Here is a 13420-nt window from a genome sequence, read left to right as displayed (position 1 = left end):
GCGTCGGGGACCGTGTCCGGGGCGGGCCGGTCCCGCGGCTCAGGGGGAACCGGCGCGACCGTCTCCGGCCGGCTCCACCACTTCGGCCCTTCGGCCTTCCCCTCGTCCACGGTGCTCCCCTACGACGACCAGTCCTCCCTGGATTGAACCAGGAGTCGGCGCCGCCCGCAGCCGACCGCTCAGCGGGTCACGGGGAAGTGGCCGACCAGGGGGACGACCGAGTCGAACGGAACGGGCACGGCCGGCGAGGCCGTCGCGCCGCTCGACGAGGCGGGCGAAGCGGAGGGACTCGCGGTCGCCGGCGGGGCCAGGGCGGGTGCCGGGGTGACCCCCGGGACCGCGGACGCGGCCGAGCCGGTGACCGACCGGTCGTCGCCCGACAGACCCAGCGGCCGGGTGACGGTGCCGGCGGGCACCCGGCCGTCCGTGCCGACGCCGAACGGATGCATGCCGCGGGAGTCGGGGTGCAGCAGGTCGCTGGTGGCCGTGCTCCACACGTCGGCCGCCGCGCGGGCGGTCGCGCCGCTGAACGGCGTCGCGGGGGCGCCCGGGCCGCTGCGGGAGAGCGGGGTGCCGCCGGCTCCGTCGACCGCGGCGTCCAGCGGCAGCGCGCCGCCGAGCGCGATGGCCGCCATGGAGACCGCGCCCGCCGCGGCGAAGGCGAACCGGCGCCGGCCGCGGGCCGCTGCGGCGGACGAAGCGGGGCCGACGGGCGCGACCGCCGCGCCGGAGCGGCCGCTCTCGTGGATCCGGAAGCCGCGCGACGCGGACGCGGACAGGGGAAGCGAGAACTCCTCGCGCGCCTTCCCGAACAGACCGCCGCCGAGGCGCTCACCGCCGAGGCTGGCCGTCTCCATCAGTCCGCCGTCCCCGAAGGGCCCTCTTCCGCCGTCCCCGTCACCCCCGGGCAGCTCCTGGAGGCGGGCGAGCAGGCCTGCGGAGAGGGCGGGCGGCGCCGAGGCGGCGACCACGTCCTTCATCCGGCGCTGCTCGTCGGCAGCGGCCTTGCAGTCGGGGCAGGTCGCCAGGTGCGCGAGCACCCGGTCGCGGGCGTCGTCGTGCAGCTCGCCGTCGACGAAGGCGGCGAGGTGGTCGCCCAAGTGCTGGTCGGCACACGTGAGATGCCGGCTGACACCGCTGCTCACGTGCTCCCGCCCTCCAGGGCCGGCCGGCCGGTGGCCAGGACGGGCGCGCGGCCCGCACGGGCGGCCGGCGCACGGTGCTCCAGCGCCTTGCGCAGGTGCGAACGACCGCGGTGGATACGGCTGCGCACGGTGCCCAGCTTCACGCCGAGCGTCGCGGCGATCTCCTCGTAGGACAGTCCCTCGATGTCACAGAGCACGACGGCCGCACGGAACTCCGGGGCGAGGGTGTCCAGCGCCTGCTGGATGTCCGCGTCGAAGTGGGTGTCGGCGAAGTGCTGCGCCGGGGACGGCTCGCGGCTCGGCAGCCGCTCCGCGGCGTCGTCGCCCAGGGCGTCGAAGCGGATGCGCTGACGGCGGCGGACCATGTCGAGGAAGAGGTTGGTGGTGATGCGGTGCAGCCAGCCCTCGAAGGTGCCGGGGGTGTACGTCGACAGCGAGCGGAAGACGCGGACGAAGACCTCCTGGGTGAGGTCCTCGGCGTCGTGCTGGTTGCCGGTGAGACGGTACGCCAGGCGGTAGACCCGGGCACTGTGCGTACTGACGATCTCCTCCCACGAAGGGGGGGTCCACGCCTGGTTGTCCCCGTCGGTGGCGAAGGTCGCGTTGGCGGCCACAGTCACGGACTCGTCGTTGCGCGGACGGTCGTCAGCTGTATCGGTCACGGATTTCGGCTCGCCGGCCGACCTGCGGAAGCGCGACAGCACTCCCCGGTGACCCGCCGCAGCCGCACCTCCCCTGTCGGCTCTGGTGGTGTCCAGTAGAGCCCCTACCATAGCCACCTCGCCCGTTAGCTCCGGATAAGTGCCGGGCGCATCGCTCCCGGCCCTGACGTTCAGGTCCGTCGCAGGTACCAACGAGCGGTCCCATCTGCGGGTTCCCGACCGCAACGGATACAGTCGCCAGGCGGGCTGCAACCGTCAGGCGGACAGGAGAGGGCAATTACCGGCAACCGGCAGGCGAGCTGGGCGTTCGCGGACGCTTTCGTCGCCGAGGACGACGCGCTGATACGAGCCCGCGGGCGAGCTCGTGAGGCAGGCGTGCGCCCCGTCTCCCCCGGCACCGGCGCGGCACTGCGACTGCTGGCCGCCGCCACGGACGCCAAGGCGGTGGTGGAGATCGGCACCGGCACCGGGGTCTCCGGCATCCACCTGCTGCAGGGCATGCGCCCCGACGGCGTGCTGACCACCGTCGACACCGAACCGGACCGCCAGCAGCACGCCCGCACCGCCTACCGGGAGGCGGGGTTCGCGGGGAACCGCGCCCGCTTCATCCCCGGCCGGGCGCTGGACGTCCTCCCCCGGCTCGCCGACGGCGGCTACGACCTGGTGTTCTGCGACGGGGACCGGCTGGAGTACCCGGACTACCTGGGCGAATCGTTGCGCCTGCTGCGCCCCGGGGGGCTGGTCTGCTTCGAGGGGGCCTTCGCGCAGGGCCGGTCCATGGACGCCGCCCACTCCGAACCGGAGGTCATCCGGCTGCGCGAACTGATGCGGACGGTACGGGACAACGCGGCCCTCGCCCCCGTCCTGCTGCCGACCGACGACGGCCTGCTCTGCGCGGTACGGCGCGGCTGACAATTTCCCCGCCCGGAATGCACCTGTTTCCGGAGCGGCGCGCAAACGGACAAACAAGTGGGCCCCCGGCGCATGCCGCCAGGGGCCCAAGGCTTGGATTGGCCGGTTGTCAGGCGATGGCCTTCTTCAAAGCCTCGCCGAGTGCATCCGCCTCGTCCGGAGTCAGCTCGACGACAAGCCGTCCGCCGCCCTCGAGCGGAACGCGCATGATGATGCTCCGCCCCTCCTTGGTCACCTCGAGCGGGCCATCACCCGTCCGCGGCTTCATGGCCGCCATGCTCGTTCCCCTTCCTGAAACCAGCTCTTCGCACACGGTGGCCCAGGCGCCACCGGACTCGAACACATTGGTTCTCGGCCATTATCCCGCATCGGGTGACCTGATGACCAACATCGGTTCCCATCCGTTCGAGAACCCGGTCCCGCAAAACCGTCCATTTCGGTGATCGCACTCTCGGCCGCGTTTGATGGGGGTCACATGTCCGTGCCCGGCGATCTCCGGCATGCTGGCCCCGAACGTGAGCCGCGACGAAGGGGACCACATGGCCGACACCGTGCTGTACGAGGTGAGTGACGGGCTCGCCACCATCACCCTGAACCGCCCCGAGGCGATGAACTCGCTGAACGTGGAGACCAAGGTCGCCCTGCGGGACGCCCTGGAGGCGGCGGGCGCCGACCCCGCGGTGCGGGCCGTGCTGCTGACCGCGAACGGCAAGGCCTTCTGCGTCGGCCAGGACCTCAAGGAGCACGTCGCGTTCCTCCAGCAGGAGGGCGGCGGGCCTGCCATGTCCACGGTGCGCGAGCACTACAACCCGATCGTCACCGCGATCGCCACCATGCCCAAGCCCGTCGTCGCCGGGGTCAACGGGGTCGCCGCAGGCGCGGGCGCCGGCTTCGCCTTCGCCTGCGACTACCGCGTGGTCGCCGACACCGCCGCCTTCAACACCTCCTTCGTCGGCGTCGCCCTGACCGCCGACTCCGGGGCCTCCTGGACGCTGCCCCGGCTGGTGGGCCGCAGCCGCGCCGCCGACCTGCTGCTCTTCCCGCGCACGATCAGCGCGCAGGAGGCCTTCGAGCTGGGCGTCGCCAACCGCCTGGTCCCGGCCGGCGAGCTGGCCGCCGAGGCCGCCTCGGTCGCCCGCACCCTCGCCGAGGGCCCGACGGTCGCCTACGCGGCGGTGAAGGCCTCCCTGGCGTACGGCGAGGGGCACTCGCTGGTCGACACGCTGGCCAAGGAGGACGAGCTGCAGACGGCCGCCGGCGCCTCCGAGGACCACCGGATCGCCGTCGACGCGTTCCTGAAGAAGGACAAGCCCCGCTTCCTCGGCCGCTGAGCCGCGGCGGGCGGGGCGGCCGGGACGGGCGGGACGCTCAGCGGCGGGCGCAGCAGTCGGCCAGGTGGTCGTCCACCAGGCCGCAGGCCTGCATCAGCGCGTAGGCCGTGGTGGGGCCGACGAAGCGGAAGCCGCGCTTCTTGAGGTCCTTGGCCAGCGCGGTGGACTCCGCCGTGACGGCCGGCACGTCCGCGACCGTGCGGGGTGCCGGGCGTCCGGCGGGGTCCGGCGCGTACGACCAGACCAGGGCGTCCAGACCGCCCTCGTGGGCCTCGCGCAGCGCCAGGGTGGCCTGCGCGTTGCCGATGGAGGCGTCGATCTTGGCGCGGTTGCGGATGATGCCGGTGTCGGCGAGGAGCCGCTCCCGGTCGTCGTCGGTGAAGGCGGCGACCGCCTCCGGGGAGAAGCCGGCGAAGGCCTTCCGGAAGCCCTCGCGGCGGCGCAGGATCGTGATCCAGGACAGGCCCGACTGGAAGGCCTCCAGGCACAGCCGCTCGAAGAGGGCCGCCTCGCCGTGCACCGGGCGCCCCCACTCGGTGTCGTGGTATTCGACGTAGTCGTCGGTGGACAGCCCCCACGGACAGCGGGCCAGGCCGTCCGGCCCGGTCACCACGCCGCCGTCGCTCACAGCCCGCTCCCGGGGGCGCGCGGGTCCTCGGGGGCCCGCGGGGCCTCGTCGGCGTCCTTGAGTAGCGAGTGGCCGCCGAGCCGGGTGGCGTGGGCGCCGGCCAGCGCGGCCTCCAGGTCGGCGATGTGGGCGTCGCGCTGGGCCAGTTCCGCGCCGAGGCGCTCCAGCACGTCGTCGACGTCCACCATGCGGTAACCGCGCACGGTCACCGGCAGGCGCAGCCGCTCGACGTCCGCGCGGCCCACCGGCCGCTGCGGCGGCAGCCGGTCCTCCACCCGGTCCGGCTCCACGTCACGGAGCACCCCGCCGTCGCCGAGCACCGCGAGGGCGACCGCGGCGACCACCGCGACCAACGCGATGAGCATGAACCAGAACAAGACCTCTCCCGGGGTCGGCCCGACGTGTACGCCACGATCGTGCCACGTCGCGCCGTGCGCGCGGTGTGCGGTCGGCGACTATCTTCGATCGGCGTACGACATTTCGAGGGAGGCAGGCGCGACATGCTGCGGCTGGGCACACGGGAATTCGGCGAGCACGAGCCCGTGATCATGGCGATCGTGAACCGGACGCCGGACTCGTTCTACGACCAGGGCGCCACGTTCACCGACGCACCGGCCCTCGAACGCGTCGGGCGCGCGGTCGCGGAGGGCGCCGCGATCATCGACGTCGGCGGGGTGAAGGCGGGCCCCGGCGAGGAGGTCTCGGCGCAGGAGGAGATCCGCAGGACCGCCGGTTTCGTCGCCGAGGTGCGCCGGCGCCACCCCGACGTGGTGATCAGCGTCGACACCTGGCGCCACGAGGTCGGCGAGGCGGTCTGCGAGGCCGGGGCGGACCTGCTCAACGACGCCTGGGGCGGCGTCGACCCCCGGCTCGCCGAGGTCGCCGCGAAGCACGGCGTCGGCCTGGTCTGCACCCACGCGGGCGGCGCGCTGCCGCGCACCCGGCCGCACCGGGTCGGCTACGAGGACGTGATGGCCGACATCCTGAAGGTGACGGTGGGCCTCGCGGAGCGGGCGGCCGCGCTCGGGGTGCGGCGGGACGCCATCCTCATCGACCCCGGCCACGACTTCGGGAAGAACACCCGGCACTCGCTGGAGGCGACCCGGCGGCTGCCGGAGATGACGGCCACCGGCTGGCCGGTGCTGGTCTCGCTGTCCAACAAGGACTTCGTGGGCGAGACCCTGGACCGCCCCGTCAGGGAGCGGCTGATCGGCACCCTGGCGACGACCGCCGTCTCGGCGTGGCTCGGCGCCCGGGTGTACCGGGTGCACGAGGTCGCCGAGACCCGTCAGGTGCTGGACATGGTGGCCTCGATCGCGGGACACCGGCCCCCGGCGGTCGCCCGGCGGGGGCTGGCGTAGGGCCCGCGGTTCAGTCGCCGGTCTCCTTGGTCACCAGGGCGACCGCCTCGTCGACGTCGTCCGTGACGTGGAGGAGTTCCAGGTCGACCGGGGACGCCTTGCCGCCGTCCACGACGGTGTCGCGGACCCAGTCGACCAGGCCGCGCCAGTAGGCGGAGCCGAACAGGACGATGGGGAACTGCGTGACCTTGCGGGTCTGGACCAGCGTGAGGGCCTCGAAGAGCTCGTCGAGGGTGCCGAAGCCGCCCGGCAGGACGATGAACCCGGAGGCGTACTTCACGAACATCGTCTTGCGGACGAAGAAGTAGCGGAAGTTCACGCCGATGTCGACGTAGGGGTTGAGCCCCTGCTCGAAGGGGAGCTCGATGCCCAGGCCCACCGAGACCCCGCCGGCCTCGCAGGCACCCCGGTTGGCCGCCTCCATGGCCCCGGGGCCGCCGCCGGTGATGACGGCGAAGCCCGCCTCGGCCAGGGCGCGGCCGATGCGGACGCCAATCTCGTAGTCGGCCGAGCCCTCCGCCATACGGGCGGACCCGAAGACGCTGACCGCCCTGCCGAGTTCGGCGAGCGCACCGAAGCCCTCGACGAACTCCGACTGGATGCGCATCACGCGCCACGGGTCGCCGTGCACCCAGTCCGAGGGTCCACGGGTGTCCAGCAGCCGCTGGTCGGTCGTCGACTTCTGCACCTGGCCCCGGCGTCGTACGACGGGACCGGTGTGGCGCTCGGGCCAGCCGCGCCCCGTGGGGCTGCTGCCCTCCGCCGCGGCTGTCTCGGCGGCGGACGCCTCCTCCGCGTCACTGTCCATGTCGCGCTCCTTTCGCTGCCGTCCGGTCAGGGTACGACCGCGTCCGCCGGGCGGATCAAGAACGCGCCGCTGAATTGCTCGTTACGACAGCCAGGCGCGCAGCTTCTCCTCCGCATCCAGGACGGCGGCGACGGCGACGTGCTCCTCGCGGGTGTGGGCGAGCCGGGGGTCGCCGGGGCCGTAGTTCACGGCCGGGACGCCCAGCGCGGAGAAGCGGGCCACGTCGGTCCAGGCCTCCTTGGGCGCGGGCTCGGTGCCGATGGCCTCGACGAAGGCGGCCGCCGCCGGGTGGGACAGGCCCGGCAGGGCGCCGGGGGCGCTGTCGGTCAGCCGCACCTCGTAGCCCTCGAAGACCTCGCGGACGTGGGCGAACGCCTCGGCCTCGGAACGGTCGGGGGCGAAGCGGAAGTTGACGATCACCGCGCAGGAGTCGGGGATCACGTTCCCGGCGTGACCGCCCTCGATCATGACGGCGTTGAGGCCCTCGCGGTAGGTGAGGCCGTCGACGACCGCCCGCCGCGGCTCGTAGGCGGCGAGCCGGGCCAGCACGGGCGCGGCCTTGTGGATGGCGTTCTCGCCCAGCCAGCTGCGCGCGGAGTGGGCGCGGCGGCCGGTGGTCTCCACCCGGAACCTCAAGGTGCCCTGGCAGCCGCCCTCGACCTTTGCGTCGGTGGGCTCCAGCAGGACGGCGAAGTCGCCGGCGAGCCACTGCGGGTGGTTCTCGGCGAGCCGCTTGAGGCCGTTGTGCTCCGCCGCGATCTCCTCGGCGTCGTAGAAGACGAAGGTCAGGTCGCGGTTGGGCTCGGTGAGGGTCGCGGCGAGCCGCAGCTGGACGGCGACCCCGGACTTCATGTCGGAGGTGCCGCAGCCCCACAGGACGCCGTCCTCGTCGAGGCGGGAGGGCACGTTCGCGGCGATCGGCACGGTGTCCAGGTGACCGGCGAGTACGACGCGCTCGGGCCGGCCGAGCCGTGTGCGGGCGACGACGGCGTCCCCGTCCCGGTCCACCGTGAGGTGGGGCAGGGCGCGCAGGGCGCTCTCCACGGCGTCCGCCAGCGGCTTCTCGGCGAGGCTGACGGAGGGGATGTCGACGAGCTGCGCCGTCACGGCGGCGGCGTCCTGACTGAGATCGAGCACGGGCCGTTCCATGCCGCCGACCCTACCGGGGGCCTGACGAGGCCACCGGCACAGCGGGCTTCGGTACGGTGTGCGCGTGCCGAAGCCACCGTCGACCTCGACACCCGCCGCAAGCGCCCCCCGCAGGCGGGGGCGCGCAGCCCGTCTGATCACCGCAGGACTGGTCCTGCTGGGGGTCGCGGGCTACTCCGCGTACCACCTGGCCGGCGTCGGCGGCGGTCCGCGCCATCCGGCCTGCACGGTCACCACGGAGGCCGGCAGCCTGACCCTGGAGCCCCAGCAGGCGGCGAACGCCTCCACGATCGCCGCGGTGGCGACCTCGCGCGGGCTGCCGGAGCGGGCGGTGACGATAGCGCTGGCCACGTCCATGCAGGAGTCGGCGCTGCGCAATCTCGACCACGGGGACCGCGACTCGGTGGGCCTGTTCCAGCAGCGCCCTTCGCAGGGCTGGGGCACGGCCGCGCAGATCATGGACCCGGTCTACGCCTCCAACGAATTCTTCGACGGCCTGGTGAAGATCCACGGCTATTCCCGGCTGCCCCTCACGGTGGCTGCGCAGAAAGTGCAGAAGAGCGGCTTCCCGCAGGCGTACGCCAAGCACGAGGCGGACGCCGCGCTGCTCGCCGGCGCGCTGACCGGCCGGCACGCCGGGGCGCTCACCTGCGTCACCCCCCTGGCCGCGGGGACGGTCTCCGGGGGCGACCCGGCGAAGGTGCGGGAGCGGCTGGTGCGGGAGTTCGGGGCCGACGTGGCGCCGCGCACCACCGAGACGCCCGCGGACCCGGACGGCGAGGCCGCGCGGGACGCCAAGAACGGTGCGCGGGGCCGGGGTCCGGCGCGGCGCACGGTGGCCGTGCCGTCGGCCCCGGCGGGGAACGAGGCGCGCGGCGACGAGGGCCGGCGGGGCTGGGAGCTGGCCCAGTGGGCGGTGGCGCACGCCCATGAACTGAAGGTGGAGAAGGTGTCCTTCGGGAACCGCGAGTGGTCGGCGGAGGCCTCCGACCGGGGCTGGACGGCATCGAATTCCGACGCCGCGCACGGGGCCGGCGGCGACGTCAGGATCACCGTCGCGCAATAGTGCGGGCATTCACCCCCAGGCGGGTGATTGATACGCCAAAACCATCAGATGCGAATCCGCTCGTTCGGGGGTGCGAAAAAAGCTCCTGATCAAGGGCTGTGACGTTTCCGCGGCACTTCCGGCCCCGTCCGAATTGCTCCGCTTTACCGTCCCGGGAATCCTTTCGCATTACCAATTCTTTACTCTTGGGGGCCGCAACCTTCGGCCCCCTTCACGCGGTAGTCACGACGTCCGCCCCGCGGACATGTCACGTCGAAACCGTCGTCTCTCCGTAAAAGGAGCACCATGTCTCTCCCCCTCGCGCGTCGGATCGCCCGGGCTGCCCTGCTGGTCGGCGCGGCCGCGGCTCCTCTCATCGGTGCCGGTGCCGCGTCCGCCGCAGCGCTGCCGCAGGTCGGCGACCTGGGTGGGCTGACCAACGTGGACAAGACCCCCGAGCTCACCGGCACCGTGAACGGCGTGGCCAAGCAGTCCGGCGCCGTGAAGACCGTGCAGGAGGCGCTGCCCGCGACGACCGACACCGTCAGCGACCTGGCCAAGGACGCCCAGCCCGCCGTCAAGGGCGCGGCGACGCAGACCGCCAGGACCGTCGGCGGCACCGCCCAGGAGCTCGGGAAGACCGCCGCCAAGGGCTCCGGGCTGCCGGGCGGGCTCCCCTCCACCGGGCAGCTGCCCCTCCAGGGGCTCCCCATCGGCGGCTGACCCCCCACAGCCGCACCGAAAGGGCCCGGGGAGCGGTGCTCCCCGGGCCCTTTGCGCCCGCGTCGTGGCCGCCCGCGCCTCAGGAGGACAGCCGGCGCACCGCCGCCGCCACCCGCTCGTCGGTGGCCGTGAAGGCGATCCGCACGTACCGCTCCCCCGCCACGCCGTAGAAGTCGCCGGGCGCCACGAGGATGCCGTGCTTGGACAGGTCCGCGACGGTGTCCCAGCAGGACTCGTCACGCGTCGCCCACAGGTACAGGCTCGCCTCGCTGTGCTCGATGCGGAAGCCGGCCGCCTCGAAGGCCTCGCGCAGGGACGCCCGCCGCCGCGCGTAGCGCTCGCGCTGCCGGGCCACGTGGGCGTCGTCCCCGAGCGCGGCGACCGTGGCGGCCTGCACCGGGGCGGGCGTCATCATGCCGCCGTGCTTGCGGATCTGCAGCAGCTCGCCGAGCACGGCCGGGTCGCCCAGGAGGAACGCTGAGCGGTAGCCGGCCAGGTTGGAGCGCTTGGACAGCGAGTGGACGGCCACGATGCCCTCGTAGGAGCCGCCGCAGACGTCCGGGTGCAGGACCGACACCGGGTCGGCGTCCCAGCCCAGCTCCAGGTAGCACTCGTCGCTGAACACCAGCACGCCGTGCTCGCGCGCCCAGGCGACGGCACGGGTCAGCTCGTCCTTGGACAGCACGCGACCGGTGGGGTTGGAGGGGCTGTTGAGCCACAGCAGCCGCAGCCCGGCCGGGTCGGGCTCGGTCGGTTCGTCGTAGACGACCGCCTCGGCGCCCGCCAGCCGCGCGCCGACCTCGTAGGTCGGGTAGGCCAGCCGCGGGTACGCCACCTTGTCGCCCGCGCCGAGACCCAGTTGGGTCGGCAGCCAGGCGACCAGTTCCTTGGAGCCGACGACCGGCAGCACGTGCGCGTCGGTCAGGCCGGTGGCGCCCAGCCGGCGGCCGGCCCAGCCGGTGATGGCGGCGCGCAGCTCGGGCGTCCCCCACACGGTCGGGTACCCGGGGCTGTCCGCGGCCCCGGCCAGGGCCCGCTGCACGATGTGCGGGACCGGGTCGACCGGGGTGCCGACCGACAGGTCGACGATGCCGCCGGGATGGGCGGCGGCCGTGGCCTTGTACGGTTCGAGCCGGTCCCAGGGGAAGACGGGGAGTCTGGACGAGACTGGCTGCGCCACGGTGGTGCTCACTTTCCGTTCCTCGCAGGCACGCGGCCTGCCACTACCTGAAACACGGCGGTCCCGTACGGCGGTGTGCCGTACGGGACCGCCCGCAACGGTCGGGTCACTCGCCCTGCGGCGGCAGGGCGGCGATGAAGGGGTGGTCGCGCTCGATCAGCCCGAGCTTGGAGGCACCACCGGGCGAGCCGAGCTCGTCGAAGAACTCGACGTTCGCCTTGTAGTAGTCCTTCCACTCCTCCGGGGTGTCGTCCTCGTAGAAGATGGCCTCCACCGGGCAGACCGGCTCACAGGCTCCGCAGTCGACGCATTCGTCCGGGTGGATGTACAAGGACCTCTGGCCCTCGTAGATGCAGTCGACGGGGCACTCCTCGATGCACGCCTTGTCCTTGACGTCGACACAAGGCTGCGCGATGACGTAGGTCACGCTGTCGTTCCTCCTCGGTAGGGCTGTCTCGCGCGGGAGCGCGGCGTCGTCGATGCCCGCCCCTAGTATCTCCGTTCTTGGGCAGCAGACGAACAGGAGGGGCGGTCATGAGCATGGATTTCACCGCCGGAGGCCGGCTCGAGGTACGCATAACCCCTTCTGACGTGGGCAAACGCGTTTCGGTCCGAAGGATCGCGGAGATCGTCGAGGGGCGGCCGGTGTTCGCCGACGCCGTCGGGATTCTCACATCGTGGAACGAAGGGGTGCTTGTTGTCACCCGTCGGGACGGGGAGACCGTCCGCATCGCGGAATCGTCCCTGGTCGCGGGCAAGATCGTGCCCGACGCACCGGCGCGCCGCGGCGCCCGTGCGCCCCGCGCGACGGCCAGGGAGCTGCAGGAATCGGCCTCCCGCTGCTGGCCCGCGCAGGAGGCCGCCCGGCTGGGCGCGTGGACGCTGCGGGCGGCCGGCGGCTTCACCCGGCGCGCCAACTCCGTGCTGCCCCTGGGCGATCCGGGTGTCCCGCTGACGGAGGCCGCCGCGCGGATCGCCCGCTGGTACGGCGATCGCGGACTGCCGGCGTACGTGCAGGTCACGACCGGCAGCGAGGACTCCGACGAGACGCTGGCGCAGGCGCTGGGCGGCCTCGGCTGGACGGCGGAGGGCCACGCCCTGCTGCGCACGGCCGCCCTGGCGCCGATCGCGGACCTGCCCGGCGCCGAGGCCGTACGCCTGTCCCGCGAGGCCGACGCGGCGTGGCTCGCCCGCTACCACCGCACGGGTGACCTCGGCGACGCGGCCCTGAAGGTGCTCACCGGCGGCCCCTCGGTGTGGTTCGCCACGGTGCCGGGGGACGGCGACCCCGCCGACACCGGGCCCGCGGCGATCGGGCGCTGCGTCGTCGACGGCCGCTTCGCCTCCTTCGGCGCCGTCGAGGTGGCCCCCTCCCACCGGCGGCGCGGACTGGCCCTGGCCGTGATGGCCGCGCTCGCCCGCAAGGCCCTGGACGAGGGCGCCTCCGGCGCGTACCTGCAGGTCGAGACCGACAACGAGGGCGCGCGCGCCCTCTACGACCGGATGGGCTTCACCACCCACCACGCGTACCACTACCGGCGCGGCCCGCTGTCCGCGGAAGGGTGAGAACCCCGGTATGGACGACTCCACCAGGCAGCGCTTCGCCGAGGCCGCCCGCGAGGTGCGCCCCGACCTCGCGGACCTGTGCCTGCTCATCGGGGCCGAGGCCGACCCGTCCCTCGACGAGGCCGGGACGGACGCGGCGCAGATGGAACTCGACCGTCTCGCCGGGCTCCTGCCATACGGCCTCACCGGCCCCGCCGAGTGGGCCGACGCCACCGCCGAATTGCTCGCCGGCCGCTGCGGGTTCGGCGGCTCCCCGGCCGACTACCAGCGGCTGGAGTCCTCGCTGCTGCACGAGGTGCTGCAGCGACGGCGCGGGCTGCCGATCCTGCTGTCGGTGGTCTGGATGGAGGTCGTCCGGCGCGCCGGCGGCCCGGTCCACGGCGTCGCCCTCCCCGGGCACTTCGTCGTGGGCTTCGGCGACCCCGCGGGCGTCTTCGTGCTGACCGACCCCTTCAACGGCGGCCGGCGGCTCGGGGAGGAGGACGTGCGCCTGCTGGTGGCGGGCGCGACGGGGGCCGCGCCCTCCCCGGCGATGCTGGAACCCGCGGATCCCCTGGACATCGTGCTGCGGGTGCTCAACAACATCCGCGCGTGGGCCTCGGCACGGCCGGAGCACCTGACGACGCAGCTGTGGGCGGTCGAACTGGCGCTGCTGCTGCCCCACCATCCGGCACGGCTGCGCCTCGAACACGCCCAACTCCTGGTGCGGAAGGGGGACTTCGCGCGGGGCGCCGCGGAGATGGAGGCGTACGCGGACGTGCTCGCCGAGGCGGAGCCCTCCGCCGCGACCGCGATGCGGCGGCAGGCGCGGGCCGCCCGGGCGCTCCTCAACTGACCGGGGGGTGCCGGCACGCAGGCGGGTTGTGGCAGGCGGTCCGCCGCGAGGCGGAACGGGTGGGCACGGGCGGCG

The 13420-nt window shown here is 73.6% G+C and carries 16 protein-coding genes; 7 read left to right on the top strand and 9 right to left on the bottom strand.

What is annotated here, in order from left to right; translation table 11 throughout:
* Nucleotides 1-179: 179 nt before the first annotated feature.
* The gene (locus tag PV341_RS03945) at nt 180-1145 is read right to left on the bottom strand and encodes an anti-sigma factor family protein (protein WP_500327988.1); all 966 of its coding nucleotides are present in this window, start codon (nt 1143-1145) and stop codon (nt 180-182) included.
* A complete protein-coding gene (sigE, locus tag PV341_RS03940) occupies nt 1142-1918 on the bottom strand; it encodes an RNA polymerase sigma factor SigE (RefSeq protein ID WP_500327989.1) in 777 nt (258 codons plus the stop codon). The genes PV341_RS03945 and sigE overlap by 4 nt, the downstream gene beginning before the upstream one ends.
* Before the next feature lie 135 nt (nt 1919-2053).
* On the opposite strand from sigE, the gene PV341_RS03935 reads away from it, so the two are divergent.
* A complete protein-coding gene (locus PV341_RS03935; RefSeq protein WP_499516934.1) occupies nt 2054-2719 on the top strand; it encodes an O-methyltransferase in 666 nt (221 codons plus the stop codon).
* 109 nt (nt 2720-2828) lie between these two features.
* Here the strand turns inward: PV341_RS03935 and PV341_RS03930 are convergent, their stop codons facing one another.
* Nucleotides 2829-2996 carry a DUF3117 domain-containing protein gene (locus PV341_RS03930; protein WP_018561471.1) on the bottom strand — a complete coding sequence of 56 codons (168 nt, stop codon included), beginning with the start codon at nt 2994-2996 and terminating at the stop codon, nt 2829-2831.
* A 262-nt stretch (nt 2997-3258) separates the two neighbouring features.
* Here PV341_RS03930 and chcB point away from each other — a divergent pair, with 262 nt between their 5' ends.
* Nucleotides 3259-4050: a 2-cyclohexenylcarbonyl CoA isomerase gene (gene chcB / locus PV341_RS03925; RefSeq protein ID WP_500328046.1), complete on the top strand. Its 792-nt coding sequence runs from the start codon at nt 3259-3261 to the stop codon at nt 4048-4050.
* Between the two features lie 37 nt (nt 4051-4087).
* On the opposite strand, the gene PV341_RS03920 is transcribed toward chcB, so the two are convergent.
* Together PV341_RS03920 and PV341_RS03915 are read right to left on the bottom strand one after the other, a co-directional pair.
* On the bottom strand, nt 4088-4678 hold the full coding sequence (locus PV341_RS03920) for a DNA-3-methyladenine glycosylase I (protein ID WP_499513786.1): 591 nt from the start codon (nt 4676-4678) through the stop codon (nt 4088-4090).
* A complete protein-coding gene (locus PV341_RS03915) occupies nt 4675-5055 on the bottom strand; it encodes a cell division protein DivIVA (protein WP_499513785.1) in 381 nt (126 codons plus the stop codon). The genes PV341_RS03920 and PV341_RS03915 overlap by 4 nt, the downstream gene beginning before the upstream one ends.
* Before the next feature lie 123 nt (nt 5056-5178).
* Between PV341_RS03915 and folP the strand changes: the two genes are divergently transcribed.
* Nucleotides 5179-6039, top strand: coding sequence for a dihydropteroate synthase (folP, locus tag PV341_RS03910; protein WP_500327990.1), 861 nt, complete (start codon nt 5179-5181; stop codon nt 6037-6039).
* A gap of 10 nt (nt 6040-6049) precedes the next feature.
* Here the strand turns inward: folP and PV341_RS03905 are convergent, their stop codons facing one another.
* Both PV341_RS03905 and dapE read right to left on the bottom strand, forming a co-directional pair.
* Nucleotides 6050-6847, bottom strand: coding sequence for an LOG family protein (locus tag PV341_RS03905; RefSeq protein ID WP_500327991.1), 798 nt, complete (start codon nt 6845-6847; stop codon nt 6050-6052).
* Nucleotides 6848-6928: 81 nt separating this feature from the next.
* Nucleotides 6929-7996, bottom strand: a complete 1068-nt coding sequence (dapE, locus tag PV341_RS03900; protein WP_500356702.1) for a succinyl-diaminopimelate desuccinylase — start codon at nt 7994-7996, stop codon at nt 6929-6931.
* 64 nt (nt 7997-8060) lie between these two features.
* Between dapE and PV341_RS03895 the strand changes: the two genes are divergently transcribed.
* Together PV341_RS03895 and PV341_RS03890 are read left to right on the top strand one after the other, a co-directional pair.
* Nucleotides 8061-9062 carry a VldE C-terminal domain-containing protein gene (locus tag PV341_RS03895; protein ID WP_500327993.1) on the top strand — a complete coding sequence of 334 codons (1002 nt, stop codon included), beginning with the start codon at nt 8061-8063 and terminating at the stop codon, nt 9060-9062.
* Nucleotides 9063-9347: 285 nt separating this feature from the next.
* Nucleotides 9348-9764, top strand: a complete 417-nt coding sequence (locus PV341_RS03890) for an ATP-binding protein (RefSeq protein WP_500327994.1) — start codon at nt 9348-9350, stop codon at nt 9762-9764.
* Between the two features lie 79 nt (nt 9765-9843).
* On the opposite strand, the gene dapC is transcribed toward PV341_RS03890, so the two are convergent.
* Together dapC and fdxA are read right to left on the bottom strand one after the other, a co-directional pair.
* Complete coding sequence (dapC, locus tag PV341_RS03885) at nt 9844-10956, bottom strand: succinyldiaminopimelate transaminase (RefSeq protein ID WP_500356700.1); 1113 nt, start codon at nt 10954-10956, stop codon at nt 9844-9846.
* A gap of 94 nt (nt 10957-11050) precedes the next feature.
* Nucleotides 11051-11371, bottom strand: coding sequence for a ferredoxin (gene fdxA, locus PV341_RS03880; RefSeq protein WP_018561461.1), 321 nt, complete (start codon nt 11369-11371; stop codon nt 11051-11053).
* A gap of 113 nt (nt 11372-11484) precedes the next feature.
* On the opposite strand from fdxA, the gene PV341_RS03875 reads away from it, so the two are divergent.
* On the top strand, nt 11485-12510 hold the full coding sequence (locus tag PV341_RS03875; RefSeq protein ID WP_500328047.1) for a GNAT family N-acetyltransferase: 1026 nt from the start codon (nt 11485-11487) through the stop codon (nt 12508-12510).
* A gap of 10 nt (nt 12511-12520) precedes the next feature.
* Nucleotides 12521-13345, top strand: coding sequence for a transglutaminase family protein (locus PV341_RS03870; RefSeq protein WP_500327997.1), 825 nt, complete (start codon nt 12521-12523; stop codon nt 13343-13345).
* Nucleotides 13346-13420: the final 75 nt, after the last annotated feature.

Source organism: Streptomyces sp. PA03-1a (genome assembly GCF_033792805.1).
Lineage (GTDB): Bacteria > Actinomycetota > Actinomycetes > Streptomycetales > Streptomycetaceae > Actinacidiphila.
The sequence above is the reverse complement of the archived record's forward strand: the minus strand, read 5'-3'. Positions and strand labels throughout refer to the sequence as shown.